This window comes from Ruegeria sp. HKCCD6119, from assembly GCF_013110585.1.
Lineage (GTDB): Bacteria > Pseudomonadota > Alphaproteobacteria > Rhodobacterales > Rhodobacteraceae > Ruegeria.
Window position 1 is genome coordinate 1 of the sequence record NZ_WVQV01000016.1, and the last position, 19,769, is coordinate 19,769.

20 protein-coding genes are annotated in these 19,769 nt (G+C 52.0%); 10 read left to right on the plus strand and 10 right to left on the minus strand.

All coding sequences use genetic code 11. The features are described 5' to 3' along the window. The first annotated feature begins 362 nt into the window (after positions 1-362). Entirely contained in the window at positions 363-2,735 is a 2,373-nt protein-coding gene (locus GS611_RS19865; protein ID WP_371732303.1) for an autotransporter domain-containing protein, read from the plus strand. 88 nt (positions 2,736-2,823) lie between these two features. On the opposite strand, the gene GS611_RS19870 is transcribed toward GS611_RS19865, so the two are convergent. Then, positions 2,824-3,753, minus strand: coding sequence for an SdiA-regulated domain-containing protein (locus GS611_RS19870; protein WP_171638315.1), 930 nt, complete (start codon positions 3,751-3,753; stop codon positions 2,824-2,826). A 182-nt stretch (positions 3,754-3,935) separates the two neighbouring features. Between GS611_RS19870 and GS611_RS19875 the strand changes: the two genes are divergently transcribed. Then, a complete protein-coding gene (locus tag GS611_RS19875) occupies positions 3,936-4,694 on the plus strand; it encodes a hypothetical protein (RefSeq protein WP_170428316.1) in 759 nt (252 codons plus the stop codon). On the opposite strand, the gene GS611_RS19880 is transcribed toward GS611_RS19875, so the two are convergent. The 8 genes from GS611_RS19880 to GS611_RS19915 form a co-directional block, all read right to left on the minus strand. Further along, positions 4,695-5,636, minus strand: coding sequence for a metallophosphoesterase (locus GS611_RS19880; RefSeq protein ID WP_171638317.1), 942 nt, complete (start codon positions 5,634-5,636; stop codon positions 4,695-4,697). Beyond that, positions 5,626-7,059: a hypothetical protein gene (locus GS611_RS19885; protein ID WP_171638319.1), complete on the minus strand. Its 1,434-nt coding sequence runs from the start codon at positions 7,057-7,059 to the stop codon at positions 5,626-5,628. The genes GS611_RS19880 and GS611_RS19885 overlap by 11 nt, the downstream gene beginning before the upstream one ends. Before the next feature lie 19 nt (positions 7,060-7,078). Further along, positions 7,079-7,723: a hypothetical protein gene (locus GS611_RS19890; protein WP_171638321.1), complete on the minus strand. Its 645-nt coding sequence runs from the start codon at positions 7,721-7,723 to the stop codon at positions 7,079-7,081. 120 nt (positions 7,724-7,843) lie between these two features. Continuing rightward, positions 7,844-8,071, minus strand: a complete 228-nt coding sequence (locus GS611_RS19895; protein ID WP_171638323.1) for a hypothetical protein — start codon at positions 8,069-8,071, stop codon at positions 7,844-7,846. A gap of 348 nt (positions 8,072-8,419) precedes the next feature. Further along, positions 8,420-9,034, minus strand: a complete 615-nt coding sequence (locus GS611_RS19900; protein WP_171638325.1) for a hypothetical protein — start codon at positions 9,032-9,034, stop codon at positions 8,420-8,422. A gap of 55 nt (positions 9,035-9,089) precedes the next feature. Beyond that, positions 9,090-9,452 carry a hypothetical protein gene (locus tag GS611_RS19905; RefSeq protein ID WP_171638327.1) on the minus strand — a complete coding sequence of 121 codons (363 nt, stop codon included), beginning with the start codon at positions 9,450-9,452 and terminating at the stop codon, positions 9,090-9,092. Then, complete coding sequence (locus tag GS611_RS19910; protein ID WP_171638328.1) at positions 9,425-9,730, minus strand: hypothetical protein; 306 nt, start codon at positions 9,728-9,730, stop codon at positions 9,425-9,427. The genes GS611_RS19905 and GS611_RS19910 overlap by 28 nt, the downstream gene beginning before the upstream one ends. 22 nt (positions 9,731-9,752) lie before the next feature. Continuing rightward, on the minus strand, positions 9,753-10,052 hold the full coding sequence (locus GS611_RS19915; protein WP_171638330.1) for a hypothetical protein: 300 nt from the start codon (positions 10,050-10,052) through the stop codon (positions 9,753-9,755). A gap of 568 nt (positions 10,053-10,620) precedes the next feature. Between GS611_RS19915 and GS611_RS19920 the strand changes: the two genes are divergently transcribed. The 5 genes from GS611_RS19920 to GS611_RS19940 all read left to right on the plus strand — a co-directional run bounded on the left by GS611_RS19920 (position 10,621) and on the right by GS611_RS19940 (position 14,726). Beyond that, positions 10,621-11,136, plus strand: a complete 516-nt coding sequence (locus tag GS611_RS19920) for a DUF805 domain-containing protein (protein WP_171638331.1) — start codon at positions 10,621-10,623, stop codon at positions 11,134-11,136. 71 nt (positions 11,137-11,207) lie between these two features. Further along, positions 11,208-11,978 carry a hypothetical protein gene (locus GS611_RS19925; RefSeq protein WP_171638333.1) on the plus strand — a complete coding sequence of 257 codons (771 nt, stop codon included), beginning with the start codon at positions 11,208-11,210 and terminating at the stop codon, positions 11,976-11,978. Next, a complete protein-coding gene (locus GS611_RS19930) occupies positions 11,962-12,498 on the plus strand; it encodes a hypothetical protein (RefSeq protein WP_171638335.1) in 537 nt (178 codons plus the stop codon). The genes GS611_RS19925 and GS611_RS19930 overlap by 17 nt, the downstream gene beginning before the upstream one ends. A 279-nt stretch (positions 12,499-12,777) precedes the next feature. Next, complete coding sequence (locus GS611_RS19935; RefSeq protein ID WP_253285144.1) at positions 12,778-13,497, plus strand: TetR/AcrR family transcriptional regulator; 720 nt, start codon at positions 12,778-12,780, stop codon at positions 13,495-13,497. A gap of 122 nt (positions 13,498-13,619) precedes the next feature. Beyond that, on the plus strand, positions 13,620-14,726 hold the full coding sequence (locus tag GS611_RS19940) for an alkene reductase (protein ID WP_171638337.1): 1,107 nt from the start codon (positions 13,620-13,622) through the stop codon (positions 14,724-14,726). Between the two features lie 786 nt (positions 14,727-15,512). On the opposite strand, the gene GS611_RS19945 is transcribed toward GS611_RS19940, so the two are convergent. Further along, positions 15,513-16,847: a hypothetical protein gene (locus tag GS611_RS19945; RefSeq protein WP_171638339.1), complete on the minus strand. Its 1,335-nt coding sequence runs from the start codon at positions 16,845-16,847 to the stop codon at positions 15,513-15,515. Between the two features lie 99 nt (positions 16,848-16,946). Here GS611_RS19945 and GS611_RS19950 point away from each other — a divergent pair, with 99 nt between their 5' ends. From GS611_RS19950 to GS611_RS19960, 3 genes are read left to right on the plus strand one after another with little or no spacing between them, the layout of a single operon-like run. Next, positions 16,947-17,165, plus strand: coding sequence for a hypothetical protein (locus GS611_RS19950; RefSeq protein ID WP_171638341.1), 219 nt, complete (start codon positions 16,947-16,949; stop codon positions 17,163-17,165). A 25-nt stretch (positions 17,166-17,190) separates the two neighbouring features. Then, the gene (gene gntH, locus GS611_RS19955; RefSeq protein WP_216598352.1) at positions 17,191-18,657 is read left to right on the plus strand and encodes a guanitoxin biosynthesis MBL fold metallo-hydrolase GntH; all 1,467 of its coding nucleotides are present in this window, start codon (positions 17,191-17,193) and stop codon (positions 18,655-18,657) included. A 14-nt stretch (positions 18,658-18,671) separates the two neighbouring features. Further along, complete coding sequence (locus GS611_RS19960) at positions 18,672-19,652, plus strand: GTP-binding protein (RefSeq protein ID WP_171638343.1); 981 nt, start codon at positions 18,672-18,674, stop codon at positions 19,650-19,652. Positions 19,653-19,769 lie beyond the last annotated feature (117 nt).

Genomic DNA, 19,769 nt, shown 5'->3' on the forward strand with positions numbered 1-19,769 from the left:
GTTTTCAGCCGTGAATCATGCCGCTCGCTGAAAATCAATGGGTCCTGACCCTAGCTATCGACTCCGAAATCCAATGATCCATGCCTACACTCAATGGCGCTGTTCAGCGCCCATCAAGCTCGGCAAAATCGTTTCAAGGCTTGACCTTTTGCGATTGCTTCTGCGCATAGGTGGGCATGGTCGGAATGTAAAACCCGGCTTGTCTTGTCTCGCAGTAAATGCACGAGCAGGTCTGCGTTGCGCAGACCTTCCCGTGTTGTGAGCTTGCTCATATGCCACAACAAAAAATCCAAAAAGATAAACTTTGTTTTTCTAGTCCTAAGTTGAGGTAGCTTCGCTTGTACCGCGAGAGGAGAAAGTTGGTGATAAATAATAGGCCGTTCCCACTAAGTCGAATTGCTCAGCGCATCACTCTGGCGAATATCGCATTCTTAATCTTGGCTTATTTGATGTCGCCAACCAAAGTGCAAGCCCAAAGCTCACAGGCCTGCGTGGAATTAGGTGCTCCTCGAATTGAGTACTCTTCTGGATCTGAAAGCATTCGCGTTAATCAAACAATCTCAACGACGGAACGCACGTGTCTCCCGATCCCAAACGGACCCATTACAGGACTTACAATTGGAAACTCCTCGATCACGTCCTCAGGTGAAATTGAGTTGTATGTTCCTGGCCAAAATACCGTTTCAAGCAATGCTTCAGTTTTAACTCTTCTGAATGTTGATGTCGCCGCAGGCAGCGGAGACTTCGTATCTCGGGAAGCGTTGGCAACAAACATCAATGGAAAGCTCAGAGTGAACCTCATTGGAACTTCGATTGGTTCCGGCAGATCAATGACGTTCGCTCCCTTCAACGGCGCGAATATCGACCCCACTGAAGTCTACTTCCAGTCTGACCGCCCGCTAACCTATGACAACCTTACCGTTATGGGAGCGACCGAAGTAGTTTTTGGGGCCTACTATATTCAGACTCGGGTTGCTGAGGCTTCTGATTTCACACTGACGAATAGTTCAATTTCTTCAACCAGTGACCTGGCGATAGCGGCAGGCACGACTGTTCGGCTTGATGCAGCAAGTAGTTTGAACACCGTAAACTTTGAGAATTTTGGCACGTTGGCCGGCACGGGAACCGTGAACGCATTCAACTTCACAGTTAAGAACGGGGGGGTGCTTTCGCCGGGCTTTTCAATTGGTACACTTAATAACAGTGGCGGAATCGCCTTTGAAACTGGGTCAAGGCTCTTAAGTGAAGTCGATCCAACTGCCGGGCAGAAAGCTGACTTGGTGTCATCCAGCGGGCGGGTGACAGGGATTGACAACGCCACAATCCAAGTCGAAGCCGCTCGTCCCGGTCTGACTGCGCAAGACTATGCGGCCGGCAACAATTACACGGTCCTTCAAGCCTCGAGTATTGATGGAGATTCGCCAACACTTGTTGCAGGTGGATCTCTGCCGGCTTTGTCTAATCTGACGATAGCCAATACGCCCACCGCAGATGGTCAGGTCGACATTGCATTCACCGCACAACCGGTCTCAAGCTTACCGCAGAACCCGGCGGTTACCAGTTCGCCAAACGCCAGCAACCTCGCTGGAGCGGTTGCTAATACCACAAACACATCACCGGGGACGGGGCTCAGTAGCGGTTCAACAATTGGTGCCGCTGTCAATACGCTCACCAATTCAGGTCTGGCTGGGTTTAATCGCGTGCATGCAGAACCCTATTCCTCAAACCTGACTATTGGGCTTGAGCAACTAGACCTGATAACAAACACTGTTCTGAGCCATGCTGACTGCCGCAAATATCAAGCAGTTGGTTTCAACAATCAAAACAGACCCGTTGCATCAGGTGGCATCGACACGGTCCGCAGCCCTAGTGGCGCAATCGACTGCTCTGATCGGCGCTGGTGGATCGACACGGCCTATGTGAGCGGGGACGTTGATGGAAGTAACGGCCTTGGCACATTCGACTATTCGCTGGGCACCATTTTGGTTGGAGCGGATGTCGCAAGTACCAATAGAGGTGTGGTCGGCGTGTATGCAGGTTTCGGAACGTCCTCCATGGATGAGCACGATCAAGTCGACCAAGATTTTTCGACCGACAACTATCACGTGGGCGTCTATGGGCGAACAACAACCGGAACTTGGGAGTTCTCCGGACTGATCGGTTACATGTTCGGTGAAACCGACGCCAAGCGAAACAACCCTTCTGTTGATGGCTTTACGGGAGGCGAGGCTAAATCGGATTTGGACCAAGAGGGAATCCACGCCGGTATCCAGGCACGGAAGTTGTTTAACCTGGACAGCGGTGCAAGGGTTTCTACGGTTTTTGGATTGAACTACGGGCGTATTCAACAAGGTTCAGGCACAGAGACTGGCGGTGGTGACTTCAACTACTCAATTGAAAAAGCGGATGCAGAGTCTCTGGTCGCGTCCATTGGAGTTGACTACCAACGGGACTTCTTGACAGAGAATGGTGTGCTAACCCCAATTGCCTTTGCTCGTTATGAGTATGACTTCTTTGCCAACAAGGATAGTGAGCACGATATCACTGTAACGAGCCCGATATTTGGCACTTTCACACAAGTCGGACAAAACCGAGGGGCAAATGGCTTCGTGCTTGGTCTGGGGCTAGGGTATCAGATATCTGATCTGGCCAGACTAACGGCAGGATATGGCTATTCAGTTCGCTCCAACGGCCAAGAGCATGGCCTCGGTGCAAACTTAAGTGTTCGGTTCTGATTAGGGCGGACCAACGAAGAGGAGTGGTAAGCTAGCTGCAACAACTTGCGGAAGCTATCGTGGCAATGTGAGCGTCATTCTCTAGCGACTAAAATTTGGGGATATTAAAAACATAAAGCCGCGATTTCTTGGCGTCGTCTGTCAGGATGTAGAGAAGCCCTTTGGTCTCATCGAGAGCGATACCTTCGGGATGTTTAACTTCCTTTTGTTTGCCATCTTCTGTGAACGTCAAACTGATGGATTTTATGGACTTGGACTCTGGATTATAGACGAAAATTTGACGGCCTTTGTCACTTACAATCCAAAGAGAACGTGAAGACGGGGACCATGCCAGGCCGCTCAAATCCAGTTCATCATTATCTACAACCTCGGAGATAAAACCTGCATCGCGGGCTAAAGGAATCATCTCAATAATTTCATCTAGCTCTGGTGATACGACCATTAACAACCTTGGTTGTCCCTCAATGCCAATGAAGACCCGCCCGGATTCCGGGTCGACGGCGATGCCCTCAGGTCCCTTGTTCAAAGGGTTACCGACGAGCAATTCAGCGGCGTCCGAGTAGCCTTTGAGAGATGTTAGAGGGATTGTAGTTAGTTGAATGGGGTCAGTCGGGTGAACGACTAGAATTGATCGATCGGTTTCCTGAAGTACTAAAACAGACCCATCTTTTCGTGATGCGACGCCCTCCAGATCTGATCCCGCCAATGAAGGCAGCTTGAATGAGTTTCCTAATGCCCCATCGATTCCAAGTAGGTGCAGTTTAGGTTCAGCGTCGCTTACTGACCATAAGAAGCCTTCCGCGTTGGACAGAGACAATCCGGAAGGCTCCGAGAAGCCTTCCGATTTATCCGCCACCTTGAAGGAGTCGATGAGAGTCAAACCGGGACTCTCGGCGTGGGCGAGCTCGATCCATGCCAGAAATGCAACAGTAGCGCTTGCAAAAGAAGCGAGTTCTCCAAGCTTGGGTAAGCACCGTGAAAACCCAAGTTTCGACCGAAGCAGTTTGTGTTCTGACATTGGATTTTCTCGCGCTTGGACCATATCCTTGTATCAGCGTTCGTATCACAGTCCGGACGCGATGTCCGAAGAATGCACGGTAATCTCTTTACCTGATCCCGCCTGTTGCGATTGAATTGAATAGGGCACGATGTGCCTTTGGTGAAGCGTAAGCCTTTGGCGTGAGCAGGAAGGAAGACAAGTTGAATACGACCCTCACATTTGTGACCGTGTTGTTGATGCTGCTGTTGCCAGGTGCTGCGGTGTCACAAGTCGACCCTGCGACGATGCTGGCCGGGGCTTCGGGGTCGGAAATCGTTATCGAACGCCGGTGGACGCAGTTTCGTGGCAAACAGGAACTGTATTTCTTTACTCTCGATGTGATCGTAACGATCATTCTGGCTGGCTTGATCGTCTATCATCCGGTGAGACGTAAAGCCCGTAGAAGTGTCAGCGATATCGTCATGCCGCGACTGTTCTTCCTTTATGCGCTTGTCGGCATGGCGGTTGGGTTTCTGGTCGTACAGCACGGATCGATGATCGGGTTTGTGATTTTTGGAATAGGAGCTCTGTTAAGGTTCCGATCAAATATGGATGACCCGGTCGACACGGTGGAAATGATTATAGTCACCGTGCTTGGGCTGGCGGTAGGGCTGGGCTTACCCTTGATGGCCACACTGGTGGCGGTTGTATGTTGGTGTTTCATTTGGCTCGGTGGGCGAAACAAGGGCGTGGAAATTTCGCTCAAGGCTTCAAACGAAGAGCACTCATTGAAAGTCAGCGGGGACATTGAAGCCATGGCCGCAGACGCTGGCTGGAAGTTGGTCCGAAAACACCACGTACCCGGAAAATCTCGCGTTTCTTTGCTTTTCATCACTTCGGGTGGATTGTCGGAAGCTCGGATCGAAGAGATGATAAACGATCTGGTCCCTGAAAAAGTTGAGCTGAAACTCAACCTCTAATCATTTCACAAGGTCTAAGCGTTTCAACACCGCATTCGGGGATCTGATCTCTTTCGGGAGCGACTTGAAGTTTACTGACCTTTCGAAATCAGGCCCTCGATATACTGCTATCCCAAACTCTCCGTTTGGTTGGAACGTAACATGAGTGAAGCTGTGAGGTGATTTGGCATTGTCACCAATAAGCCGTCGCGGGCCACCTCCCAAACAAGCTTGGGAAACATAAGCCACACCGTCTTTCCAGCCTGGGTAGAAGGCATGATGGTGGCCTGACAGATGCAGAACGACACCGCTTTCTAGGTAAATTTTTTCAAGTGTTGGGTCACCGATGATTTCGCGTTCGCGCTGGATCGCGAAGGGCCAAAGTGGGAGGTGACTGAAAGTGACAACCGGATTCCCATTTGCGCCCAGTTCCACGAGTCGGTCCTGTTGATTACCGGATAGCGGCCCTAAGGTCGTTGCATCCAGAGACGCAAACGTAATGCCCTGCATCTTGAATGCGTAGAAGAACGGGTAGTCATCTGAAATCAGGAAGTCGACGCCTGGTTTTCTCGGCGCCCATTCCTCTGCGTATATTTTTCGTTCACGCTCGAACCCACGGTACGCAGAGGCATCATGGTTTCCTGGCGTGACCGCAAATGGAATGCCGGCAGCCTCTAAAGGGTCTGATACGGCCTCGTGAAACGCCTCCCACATCTCCCTGACCTGTTTGTCGGATAAGTTGGGGATGCGCTGTCCCGCAACCATATCTCCAGTCGAAATAACCAAATCGGGATCAATCTCGACTATCCGTTTGATCGCCTTTTCGATGCGCGCATCGTATCTGACCGAGCCATAGCTGCCGTTCAGATCCGATATGACGATCACATCCAAAGCGGCCGCTTTGCAGGCGAGCACGACCGTCCAAACGAACGCCGCGACAGTGATCGAACGCTTACGGATCATTGCAGTCCAGGCCCTCCGCCTCGGTATTATTGTTCAAAAAGAATGCGACAGGATCCAAGTCGAACATCAAATCACCATTAGAACAATTGTCCCAGAGAATGGACGTTGCCAGCTCGGTGTTATTCACAACTTGGGCAATCTGCCTATCTGACAACCCAAGGCTCCGCGACAACCAGCCGTAGACGAGACCTTGAGATTGAAGATCACTATTCAAAGCAACCAAGCGCCGATACGTGCTTGGAGAGAAGTGGCGAATTTTCTGCAGCATTTGAGTAGATTTCGCGAAGTTGGCATACTCGACACGCCCACCAGCATCGTTGTCGTTTAGATTGCTGCGACGGATCAATAATGCCTCGGCGGGAATATCTCCATCGTTCGGCTGATGGTGCTTGGCTTTCTTATGCTTCAACTTTCCGTCTTCGACCCAATACCAATAGGGTGTGAAGTCTATGTTTCCTACACGGTCCTGCTGGCTGAAGATGAAGTCGAGTAGAACAATCTCGGTAAGTTCTTGCATCCAAAATGCCATCTGTTGGTCGCTGACATCGGGGCCGAGATCCTTGTTGATCATCCTGTCTTTTCGGCCTTCACTAACGCCCTCTGCAATGGCCTCTGAGATTGGTTTTGAAGACCGCAAAGCCAAAAAAGCAGGCGTTTCCTGAAAATCGCGGTTTTGACCTTTTCCCCATCCAGACTTGCGCGTGCCGTTGATTTCCGAACCGTATCGATGCCCAGGGCTATCAAGCAGGACACCGTATATTTGCGTTCGGTCTGCGGTGAACAGATCATCGGTCGGTTGGTATGAGTTCGGGTCGGCGTCCGCAGCTGCAAAGACCCGCCAGCCTTCATGGTTCATGCGCCCGCCGCGAGAGCCGCCAGAAATCGCAAGGCCAGGCTCTGCAACCTCGGAGAAATGCGCCTGGGCGTCCATGCTACGCCAAACGGCGACTGGAACTTTGACAGTCGCGTCGAAATATCTGGAGAAATGATAGTAAAGCAGCGACGAAGTGGAAAACGTTCCACTGGTGCCCTTTTGGTTCATGGTGGACTTGAATTTAGCGACCCTATCCTTGGCCAGATCTTTCGCCGCCTTTCCCTCTTTGCAAGCGTTTCTCTCGAATTCAGAACGGTTCCCCGTGTAGGGTCCTTCCGAAATATCGTAGACGGCCATTCCTGGGCTGGTGCTCCAGGTTTTTGGGCAAATGGCGATTTCGGGCGCATAGAAATCGATTTCGCAATAGGTAGTTTCTTCCTCAAGATCGCTGTTCTTGTACTCGCCCGTTGGGACTTTTTCGATCCGAATGCAGTGTTCCGTAACACCATTGGGACTATCAAATGTCGTGGCTTCTCCGCGAACATCGTCGCTCGCCCACAAGGCAGTGGGCGCAATGAAAGCCAGTGATCCCAGAAGATTGAACCTCATTTGGATAGTCCTCCCGATGTCATTTGGGGCAAATCGCGGCCTGTTGTTCGCCGGAGATCTTCAAACTGGGGTCGACACTGAAGTTAGAGAACTTCGAGTCAATCCACTGGTCACACCCGCCTGAACATGGGGCCCCGTTTCGGGCATCATTCCAATATTCCTTGGCCCTTTCTTCCGTCCATCCGCAAAACTGAACAAGCGCCATTGCCGACAATGCACCAGAGGAATGAACGCCCCACATGCAGTGCACCAGGACAGGACCCTTTCCAGGGTCCTCAATCACCTCGTGTATGGCGGCCATGACAGTGCCGGGTCGGGACGATCTGGCGCTCTGATAGTCAAAGGATCCGTTTCCGCAACTGGTGCGGCCGTATTCGGTGTTCTTGCCGAAGTCCGCATAAAACCCGGCCGAAAACCCTTCATCGCACAGTGTTTCGCGCTGAGCGTTGCTCAAGCCCGTTCGACCCTTGTCGCCGCCCTTGAAGCCAGAGCGATACAAAACTCCGCTTAGGACTGGGCGAAAGAAAGCGACGCCATCGACGCCTCCGTCGCTGCCCTTTGAGAGCATCTGGCTGTTGCTTGGGCCACCGTTTCGACTGGTGACGTCAGAATTCGCCGCAGTTGCCAGAACACCGATGAATATGAGGGACGTCAAAAACCGCATGCCAGTTCCTTTCTATTCTTAAGCGCTATATGCTCAAACTCTTCCCACTTGGTAATCTATTGGAGCGGCTCATTCTCAGCAGCCGTATCAAGTGCGCGATAGACTTTCCGAACTGAAGCTTTAGATTGGCCACACCAGATTGATGATAAAGACGACCACGAAGTAGGCCAGAAATACTTTCCAGTTCAATTGGTCTTTGTTTTCTTCGTTTATCACGCCGGCCAATTTCAAGGCCAGGTTTGTTACAATTAGAGCGACGATGGTAACCGCCGCATGTGCCAAGTCGAAATGCAAACTGAAGCTCCCTTTTGCAGATGTTTGATTGATGAAAAATGTGTCAGCAGTCACCTGATGGCAGCATAGTTACATCTGAGTACCTTCCCTCAGATGTCGTGATCCGAGCACATGCACCAGTATCTCTGTTAAACCAGTACGAGGTCAGCCCTTCGCTGCGGATGAGTTCAAATCCGAGACTTTGGATGCCCATTTCAGCTTGGCCCGCTCTTGCCCCTTCAAATGACGAAAGATCGCTAGAGCTGCCCACAGTTGGTGCACTTGCATCCACTGATCCAACACTGTCGTCGCATGCTGCAAGCGCAGTAATACACGCCGTGCCGATCACCAATAGGACCTTGGGTTTCATCTGTTTTTCCCTCGCTTGTTTGGACTTGCGTTCCAGGGTTTCTGATTGATCACCTATTCAATTCCGAAAATGACGTTGTAGTCGACAGAAGAGTTGCTGCGATTGATAACCTCCACAACATGATCACCGGATTGCCAAAGCTGTCCTCGATACTCTTTGTCCGCCGACATCAATCCTAACAATTCAGATCCATCAGGGTTACGAATAACATAGTCCAAGGAGCCATTTCGCGGCGCAACTCGGACGTAAAGAAACTGTTCGTTCTTTGCACCGAGAACATATTGCTGCGACGCTCCGGGCGCGAGTTCACCAACTAGTTCGGCGCCGGTGGAATCAGCATCGAATTTGACACGTTGGCTACCGGTAGAACCGGCGGCGCCTGCCACTGCTCCACCGCCATCATCCATCGCTTCGACAACCGACATCTCGCCGATGCTTCCATCCTTGTAAGCGATGCAGCGCCAAAGTGTTCCACCTGCATCACGCAGCACAACGAGCGTACCAGCTTCCGAGAACTGAGAGCTTTCAATCGTTCCGGATTGACCGTCTGGTCCACCAACCAGCCGCAAATGGTCGACACACGCGTCGTCGGCTTCTGACATTGCAAAAGCAGCTGTGCTCGCGATTGCGAACATGGGTGTGAGGAGTTTGAGTAAAACGAGTTGCATCAGATGGTTCCCTGTTGGCTTGTCCTTACAGTTTTGTTCCGTACAAAGCGGAACCTCACTTTGCTTCTCGTAACTTTGACAGAAATTCATCGCATGCCTGTGCGCTGCCGACGATCTCATCTGTCGTTTCAATTCCTTGCAGAGATGCCATCTCGGAATTTACGCGATTGAGGATTTGATCCGCTTGCTCGGCGGTGATCAGGTTCTCGGCTTGTGCTCCTTTCAATGTGGTGCAAACACCGGCGGACAAGCCTGTCGCAACGCCGACCCCCATTGCGGCCCCGCCACCCAAGGTCATCGCTCCAACCACGCCGAGGACGAGCCCGATCACAATTCCCAAGATTACTTTTCCCATGTTTTCCTCCTTTTGGGTGAGACAGAGCTCCGCCTTCACTTCTGGCGCAAACTGCGTACCCATCTGCAAATCAAGACCAGCGCTAACAGGTTGAGCACCGGTACAATCGCCGCAAACCACGGTTTGGCTGACTCTGAGACCAAATCCACTAGAATTATCCAAGGCAATCCCAACGGCAAAAGGAACACCCCGGACAAGGGATCTCGTTCCTGTCCCAACCAGCCAAATGTGCCGGTCAAGAATGCAATCAACGCCAACAGGTACAGGATCGAGAATACGATGATGGTGGTTCTACAAACCAAGTCGAGCCTCAGCAGATCAAGCCAGTGCTGCGCAGCCATTATTGGCCACGCATCAGACTGCTCACAATGCGCCTTCGTCGCCCAGGAACTCGATACCAGCCGTCGCGCCATCACTGTAGGCAATACAATTCCACGGAGCCCGATCCTCTCCAACGCCGACGGTGACCTGTGTTCCAGCTTCGCTGAATGCGGATGAGAGCACCACGACTTGCGAATTGTTCGTTGTTTTGGCCACATCTCGCAAACACGCCTGCTGAGCGGGTGTGAGTTCGGCGGGCGCACTGGATGTACCCGTGTCCTCACAGGCCGCAAGCAGTGTGAAACAAGTTGCGCCCGCAATCATCACTATCTTGTTGGTCATTTTCTTCTCCCTCTGAGTCTGTTGAAATTAACGAAGTTGGATACGCTTGTTTGAGGATCTCGCGTTTGGGCAGCCGACAGAACATACCTCGATCCTGTGACGACCTTTTCCAAAACTTGCTGCGGGGGAGCTTGGCGGGCAGATCACTATTACGTTGACTGCCAAGACCTCCAACAACGTGGGATGGCCGAATGACGTCACTAGCAAATGCTAGAGCAAACTCTGGAAAGAGGGCGAGTACGTTAAGTCTAAGCATCGCGCCCTCCCAACGACTGATCCGTGTAAAATGCCTTCCGACCGCCAGCACTCACACCAGCAGTCGGAAGGGCCCGACAATTCGGGCGACAGCGACAACAACGGAGGTAAAATGAAAGCTGTGTCGAATTCGCATGTTTGAATCTATTTTCTAAAAAATCAATATTTTTTCCGCGCGTAAAATTCATTACGCTCTCGTGCGATAGGCTTCTGCTTTCAAACAAAGGTAAGAGGGAGCATCCGTAGGGGCGAGTTCGCTCTCCTAAGCGGCGCAGCGTTTAAGGCCGCACAGAAGTTAAGAATGGAGTGAAATATGGGATTTAGCGAAGCCGTTAAAACGTGTTTCTCGAAATACTTTCAGTTCTCCGGTCGGGCTTTACGCTCAGAATACTGGTGGTTCTTCTTGTTCGTGGTTCTCGCGAGCGCTGCTTTAGCTGTGCTGGATACGATCATATTCGGGACCAACCCCGAAACAGGGCAGGGATCTCGGGTTCTGTCCTCTGTTTTCCAACTGGCTGTTCTCATACCCATGCTGGCCGCCGGTTGGCGGAGGCTGCATGATACAGGACGACCTGGCTGGTATTTGCTGCTGCCGATGGCGCTCAGCATTACAACGCTTTTTGTTATGCTGGGCGGCGTGGCGTTCTTCTCGGTATTGGAGCAAGGGACGGAAAACCCCGATGCATTACGAGGACCCGCGGCAGTCCTGGGCGTGACCGGTATTGTTGTTGTCTCAATTCTTCAATTCATTCTGTCCATCCTGATGATCTGGTGGCTGACGCGACCTTCCCAAGAAGGCGCAAACGAATACGGCGCACCTGTTTCCTAACCTTGTTGCCCGGGTAACGGACCGGAAACTTTGGCCGAATGACAGTACGAACCACACCCCTGGAGAAAAAAATGAGGTTCAAAACGATTTCCATTGGAATGCTACTGATGGCTATGGCGACCACAGCATCAGCGGAGTGGTCGTTCAACTCCGGGCCTAATCCCAATGCATTTATTCAGACCGGAAACATGACGCTGGAGCTTCAGTGTGACCGTATCCGCTTTGCTCCGGCTGGATATGAGGACAGCCAGGACATTGTACAGAAGCAAGGGCTTTCCATTCGGTTTTTAAAGAATGGCACCACCGAAGTTGGGGCATTTCAGGTTGGCGCAGAAAACGCGGCTTTGCAGATCGTCGACAATTATCCTGTCGAGGTCAGTTTCAATAGTCAGCAGGATTATAGTTTTGTACTGGACCAGCTCGCGGCCAATGCATCCGTTAACCTGTCCATGATTGATCAAGATGTCAGCTACGGAATCTTTGACTTGAAAGGTTCCAGCGCGGCAATTCGGTCCCTTCGTTCCGCCTGCGATTCAGGAGCTAGCCAAGGGGCCTCCTACGAACCCCCAGAAGGCATCGTCTATTGTGGTGGCGGAGCGGTAGAGCGTGTCATCGAACCGGTAATTTTGGACAACCCGGACGGAGAATGGGACGCGCGAGTAACGGTCAACGGCGCGTCGATCAGAGCCATGACGGCCTATAGTTACTTCGGAAACTATGAGCCGCCGGCCGGATTTGTCGTCGCCCTGCTTGGGGAAGACATGTCCGAGTTTCTGATTTTTAGCGAAGGCTCGTCAAACTGGCTGGAATACGGGGACTACAGGTATGATCAATGCAACTGAAGCCACCTTCCAACCGGCTTCCCAATTGGCAAAGTACTTGAAACGTTTGGTATCTGCGATCCTGCTTGGTTCGGGCCTGGTTTGGACCTCACCAGTTGTCGCGGCTGACGTTTCGCAACTTCCAACCGGTTTGCGAGCAAAGGTTGATCTGGCGGCACGAGCCTGCGCGGAGTTCAACAACGGTCAGTTTGGCTTAGATTGGGGCGCGGTCGAAAGGGTCGATCTCAACGGAGATCTACAACGCGACTGGGTTTTGAATGAGTCTGGTTTTGCGTGTTCGAGCGCCGCATCTCTTTACTGCGGAACTGGCGGATGCATGTCGCACTTTTGGGTTAGCGAAGAGGTGCACTCCTTGCTCAACCAAGGCTGGACGGTCGTTGATTTTGGGCGTCGACGCGTTGTCGTAGCGGATATTCATGGATCCAATTGCGACGGAATAAACCCAACGCCATGCGTCAGCGCTAGTGTTTGGGATGGCGAAGCCGACACTTGGCGCTCATCTGCTGGCGATTGGGAGTGAGCTGCATTTGGGCACCGCAGATAAGCCTGACGGCCTGTTTATTCGATGAGTTCTCTGTGGCACGCAATGAGGTCATTGGCCATGGATCTACCGAACCAATCTCTGGTTTGTGAGTGATCAACATCAACGCATTGGACAAAGCCACCAGTCACTCTGTCCAGTGTTGGAAACTAGTACCGAGCGTGGGCTCTCTTTTCGACGATCACGATCCTCTTCGTCTGACACTCCCGCAAAAAGACAAACAGTCCTGATCCCAAGATTAGCGTGACACCAAGCGGGATGGGAAGGTTCTGTATTTCTACCGACCTAAATTCCTTTCTCTGGTCACAATACGGACTGACCATTCCAAAAATTTCCTACCGCCACCTTGATTTTCTGGATCAATCATTCCAAATCATGCGCATGAGCAAAAAAACTCTACCCAATGGCGACATCAAATCATCCGCAGGTCCAGGCAGACCTCGTGCCTTTGACGAAGCTGAGGCTTTGGAAAAAGCCTTGTGCGTATTTTGGCACAAGGGCTACGAGACCGCGTCCGTGGACGATTTGACCAAGGCCATGGGTTTGAGCCGGTCCAGCTTCTATGGAACGTTCGTCAACAAGCAGACTTTATTTCACAAAGCTCTCAGGCACTATTCAAGGCGTGGTTTGAAAAATCTGCGTGACGTTGCAGATGCGAGCGGAAATGACCCCGTTGGTGCGATAATGGAAGTTTTGGCGAACCCACAAGGTGGTCGTGACGGCTGCATGCTGATCAATTGCCTTACGGAGCTTGCTCCTCATGATGATGAAGTGGCGGCTCTCGGGCGACAGCATTTGGAGAGTATTGACGAGATTATTGCGAGAGCGCTTGAGCCTTCAGATCCGGGTGTGGCTCTCGACAAGGCGCGCGCCTATGCCTCCCTTGCAATTGGCACGCTAGCCTTGCGCAAGGCGGGCGTTCCCGATGAGCAGATATCGCAAACCCTGAAACAAGCCCGGTTGGTGATTTCGCCATAAGGCCCCCCGCCACCATAAGGAAATGAAACCTAACACAAACTCAAACAAGAGACGGTGATCCTAATATTGGACTAATCGGTCCAATAATATCTGAACGAAGTTTACAAAAGAAGGAAGCAGCAATGGCTGATGAAAAACTGTTCTCCGGCATCAAAGCTGGTGCAATCGAGCTGAAAAACCGCATTGTCATGGCGCCATTGACCCGCAACCGGGCAAGAGCCGAGGATGACAGTGTCCATGAATTGCAGGCCAAGTACTACGCCCAGCGGGCGGGTGCAGGTCTGATCATAACGGAGGCTTCGCAAATCTCGCCCCAAGGCAAGGGCTATGCCTGGACGCCCGGCATTTATTCCGAAGCGCAGATCGACGGCTGGAAAAAAGTGACTGAGGCCGTCCATGCCAAGGACGGGAAGATTGTAATCCAGCTTTGGCATGTGGGCCGGATTTCGCATTACAGCTTGCAGCAGGATGGTGGCGCCCCTGTTGCACCATCCGCAATTGGAGCCAAGGCCAAGACGTTTGATGGTGAGCAGTTTGTTGAAACATCTGAACCGCGGGCTCTGGCCATCGAAGAAATTGCTGGCATCGTTGCGGACTACCGGAGGGCTGCGGAAAACGCCAAAGAGGCCGGTTTCGACGGTGTCGAGGTCCACGCAGCCAACGGATACCTTATCGATCAATTCCTGCGGGACGAATCCAACAAGCGTGAAGACGAATACGGCGGTCCTGTCGAGAATAGAGCGCGGTTCCTGAAAGAGGTCATGGACGTGGTTGTCGATGTCTGGGGCGCCAACCGCGTTGGTGTCCGCCTCAGCCCATTCTCGGACGCCAACAACATCTCCGACAGCGACCCACAGGCGACATTCACCCATGCGGTCAAATTGCTGAATGGCTATGGGCTGGCCTATCTCCATCTCGTGGAGGGACAGACCGGCGGCCCGCGCGATATTCCGGAAGGTGGCGATCTGAAGGCGCTCTATGAATTGTTTGACGGTGCGAAAATCGGCAACAACGCTTATGACCGCGAAATGGCGGTTGAAGCGGTTGAAACCGGAGCCGTCGATCTGGTGGCCTTTGGTCGGCCGTTTATTTCCAACCCGGATCTTGTCAACCGGCTGGAGAAAGACGCCGCGCTGAATGAGCTCGATCCAACCACTCTCTACGGCGGCACTGAAAAAGGGTACACCGATTACCCGGCACTGGAAGAGGAAGCGGTTGCCGCAGAGTGATACATCGCTCTTAACTCCGTAGTGACAAACAAAACCAAGCAAAGTGAGCGCGTCGGTTTGAACGCGCTCACCTGGCAGTTACGGAAATGCCCATTCTTGAAGCGAGGATCTATCACTAGCCTGCGAATTAACTGCTTCCCTATGATCAGGGTTGAATATTTCCAATCAGAATGCACTCTTGATTGAAAGGCGCCCGGTTTTAGTTGAAGAAGATGTGCGGTGACTACTTTCAATTTAGCGCGTTTCTTGAACCGCGCAAACTTATGGGCAAATCGTGCAAACTTATGGGCAAATCGTGCAAACTTATGCGCAAATGCCGCGCAAAATTATGGGCGAACACAGCCGAATTTCCTGAATGAAATCAACGATAGTAATGCATCGTTATGAGAACACCTACATCATGTGTAGGTTTGCGAATAACACTTCGCGCACCCAATAAGTTTGCGTAGTTTGCCCATAGTATTGCGCGGCACGATTGTCTGCCTTAACGATGAATTCAATCAGTTTTTGGCTCAGTCGTTGCGGTTATGGTCCTTTGCGTTGCTCGATCACGCAAAGGGGCTTCCTAAGGAACCTTGGGTTCCATGCGGCCTTTTTGCTTGGATTCTCGCGAACGTCTGCAATGCGTAGAATGCGGGCTTTGCAAATCTGCAAAGCCCATCCTCAATCGACAGACGGCGTGGTCTGGCTCTATCACCGATTTTATCAACGCCGTGTGATTTAAAAGCGGAATTATATGAATAGAATTTGACGCTCGTTTCTAGGCAATAGGCGCGATACGTTTCGTCAGTATCTACTCAGCGTCTCCAGTATTATGTTCCGCGTATTGACGTCGTTGTGGAAAATCCTGCCGGCGAGAAACTCGGACGGAAACTCAGGCCATGTCCTGCGCATTTCAGTGACGAGCCGTCGTGCTTCTTCTGAATTTCCCAACTGATCATACGCAACGGCTTGGAATAAGAGCGAAGGCGCACTGACTGGCGCTCCGGCAGCTGGCGCTCCCTGAAAGGCTTCAACAACACTTTTATAGTTCCCGAGCATTAGTTGTGAAACGCCCCAGATGTTTCTCGCACCAAACCTACCAGATCCTGATTTGGGTCTCTCTGGGTTGCTAACCTCGGCAGCAAGTTCCGGGGCGTTAGCCAAGATGGCGGTCATACCTGCAACGTCGAGAATATGGCCATCCTTCGGCGCCAGTTCGACGGACATTCTAGCGTATTTCAATGCCTCGTTTGGCTGGTTTTTGACAGCCAGCACCCAACCATTTGCGCCGTTTGCCCACGCATCAGAGGGGGACAATTCAAGCGCTTTTCCAGACATTTTCGAGGCTTGATTGAAGAGATCATCCCTTTGTGCTTCATCCGGCGACAACACCGCCAGGATCGCCAAGACCTGCGCTGATCCGGCATAGCCGTCGGACAGACCCGGGTCGAGTTCCCTGGCGTACTGGAACATTCCCAGCGCTATTTGCTGACGCTTGACATCAAAAACGGGGAAAAACATGCCGCGGGCTTGATCCGCAAGGTTGACCGCCTGGAGTCGTGTCAATGATTGTTCACCAAGCGCCACACGTTCTGCTTGTTCGATGGATCGAGTTGTTGGCACAACCTCCCTGCTATCCTGGCTCATCCAGATGCCAAGCACAGCGACCAATGCAAGAACACCCAGTCCTGCATGCAGCAGTTGCCGCGAACGCCAACGGCCTACTGGATTGTCGCTCTTCAGCTCACTTGATGTGCGGTCTTCGATTGTAGGTTCGAATGAAAACCGCGGCTTGTATCCGCCGGGGTCAACAAAAATGCGAACTCCATTGCCGTCCCAGTGATCTTCGTAGAACTGATGCAAAAGACGACGCAGCCGCCTTGCCTCAACGCGAACCAGGTTTTGACCACCAGTACCATCTATGCGCCGCCCATAGACCTCAACAGCGATAGCTTTGCCTCTAATCTGATTGCTTCGACCAGATAGAGATTCCTCGACTATATAGGTGAGAAATTGCGTGAGTCGTGGTGAAGCTTGAAACCCGTCGCTTGATACGATTCGGCTCAGAGCTTCCCGAATGAGTTCCGGAGAAGGCTGCCCAACATGTTGATTTATTGTTAAATCGTTGGATTTGTTCAATGTCAACTCACCCCCAACTCACGGTGACTCACTTGGCCTTTGCGGTCAACCGCACTCATCTTGATTTGAGAATAGATAGTGGGTGTCGGGACTTTTCCAGTGACGGTCGACCTGATTGAAGAAATTCCAGAACTTTCTGATGTGCTGTCGGGGCGTATCGGAACGGATGCGCTACTCGGCGAGGTCATCGAAGACCTGAAGAAAGCATCTGCGTTTTCGAAAGACGCATCGATCTCGGCCTTAGAGCGCGCCGAATGGGCCCACATCAAATCTGAACTCATCAACGAGCTTCGCCGGATGTTGAAGCGCAACCTTTGAGATACTTCCAACTGAGGACCAATCCATGACCAAGGAAGACAATAGAAAAGACCAGGACGACAAACAGGTTCGGGCATCAGATCAAATTGAAGACCCGTCGCGGCGGAGTGTTCTTAAGGGCTTGGCAACTGGAGCGGCTACGACAGGGGCAGCTGGGTTTGCGGCAGGAAGTGCCGAGGCCCACGAAGGAGGCGGTCCACTGGGAGAAACACTCAAGAACCCATATGGTGGTCGACCCGCAGGCGGCATCTCTTTGCCAGAGTACTTCCGTCCTACGAAGTACATGACTGGTTCAAATGCGAACTATTTTCCGCTTAGTGAGGAGTTGGGGCCAGATGAGATGCGCATCTCATTCTGCGGCTCAACACCATATCCGCCGCGCGAAGATCAGGCGGGTACTTGTATCATGGTGGAGTTGGGGAATGGAAAACGGTTCTTCTTCGACTTTGGGTCCGGTTGTGTCCGCAACATCATTGCGATGCAAGTGCCTGGGCAGTTGATCAACGATATCTTCATCTCTCATTTGCATGTCGATCACTACGCCGACATTCCTTATATCTATCCGTTCCGGGCTTGGTCTGGAGGGTATACACCATTGCGCATCCATGGTCCCTCTGGTCGGACACCCGAACTTGGCACAGCTGGAATGGTCAAAGGCATGCAACAGATGCTCAAATGGCATCTGGAGGCCTTTGATGTGTTCCCGATTGGGGACGGCTATGAGATCGAGGTCAACGAGTTCGATTTCCGCCAAGAAGGTGGCATCGTTTATGACCAAGACGGTGTGACTGTTCGGTCCTGGCCGCGCAGTCATGCCAAGGACGGCGCAGTTGGTTATCGGCTTGATTGGAACGGTCTGAGCTTTGTATGGACCGGCGATGGACGCCCGGATGAGCTTTCACGGAAATACGGCGAAGGCGTTGATGTCTTTGTAACCGAAATGTCGGGACAGGATATTGGTCAGTTGATGACTTACAAATACGGTATCCCACAGGATCTCTTTAATTACACTATCGATACGCATCACACCTCCCACTATGCCGTGGGTAAGCTCTTTGCTGACACAAGGCCGCGTTTGGGAATGGTGACACACTATACCCAGGACGAAGACATTGACGCTGAAATGCTGGCTGGTATTCGCGCCCACTACGACGGTTTGTTCCAATGGGGTCTCGATGTAGCCGTTGTGAACGTGACCAAGGATGCAATCTGGTACAGGAAAGCTGCATTGCCCGGAAAATCCGGTACTGTGCCACCATTTCGTGAACTGGCTGCGGCAGCCGAGGCCGGGCGTATTGAGCTTCCGGATGAAATCACATTACCGAATCCGAGGCTCACCCGAGCAGATCAGCAAGACCAGAAGTACCGTGATATGGAGATCGATCCACGCGAATACTACCCAACTGACGTTTTCCGAGCACCCGGCGGAGATTGGCCGCAGAACTTTACCATCAAAGTTTCTGATATAATCGGCTCGCGCGATGAAGACTGAGAGGAGATCCAATCATGATTGAATTCGGTTCGACTTCTGCGATCCCCGTAACGATCCTTACCGGCTTTCTTGGAGCCGGTAAGACAACACTTTTGAACCGCATCCTGACCGGCAATCACGGGTTGCGGGTTGCGGTTCTTGTAAATGACTTTGGATCCATAAACGTCGATGCAGACTTGGTGGTCGGCCTCGAAGATGACGTCATGAGCCTCGCGAATGGGTGCGTTTGCTGCTCGATACGAGATGATCTGATTGAAACGGTAGAAGCTGTTCTCGCTCGGCCTGAGAAACCAGAATACATCGTCCTTGAAGCAAGCGGAGTGTCGGATCCATCGTCAATCGCGATGACGTTTACGGATCAACGGTTCCGGGACATGATCCGCTTGGACAGCCTTATGTGTCTTGTCGATGCGGAACAGCTATTTGCTGCGCCAGAACAAATGGAACTGAAGCTTCGTCAAATTGCGTTCTCGGACATGGTCATTTTGAACAAGGTTGATCTTGTCGACAGGGCCACAGTTCAGAAGGTGCACGACTGGCTTGGCTCTCGCTTCCGTCGCTATCGTCTTGTCGAAGCTGTCAATGCGGACGTCCCACTGGATATACTTCTTTCAGTCGGTCGCTTTGCCGCCGAACAGCTACAAACAGAAATACCCGATCATCATGAACATGGCCCCGACTGCGGTTGCCGCCACACTGATCATTCAGACAGCTTTTCAACAACTATGATGAAAGCTGAACACCCCATAAGCCTATCCTCTCTCCGCAGCGCTATTCGGAAGCTTCCCGGTGATGTCTATCGTCTCAAGGGTTTTGTCTTCAGTGAGGAGGATCCGGATCATCGCATTCTTGTTCAGGTCGTTGGAAAACGTATGGACATCGCACGGGATGGAACATGGGGTGACCGCAAACCCGAAACAAGGCTTGTCGCGATAGGCGCACCGGGGGCCCTCTCCGAGGATGTGCTTTCGGATACGCTTATGGAGACAGTCTGAAAGCCATGTTCGATCAAGTATTTTGGCTATAAGTCAACCGTGCTGGATAATTTCATCCAGTTCGGCGGCGGCGGACTGTGAGTGGGCCATTGACGTCATTGCCTACCTGGCGATCTC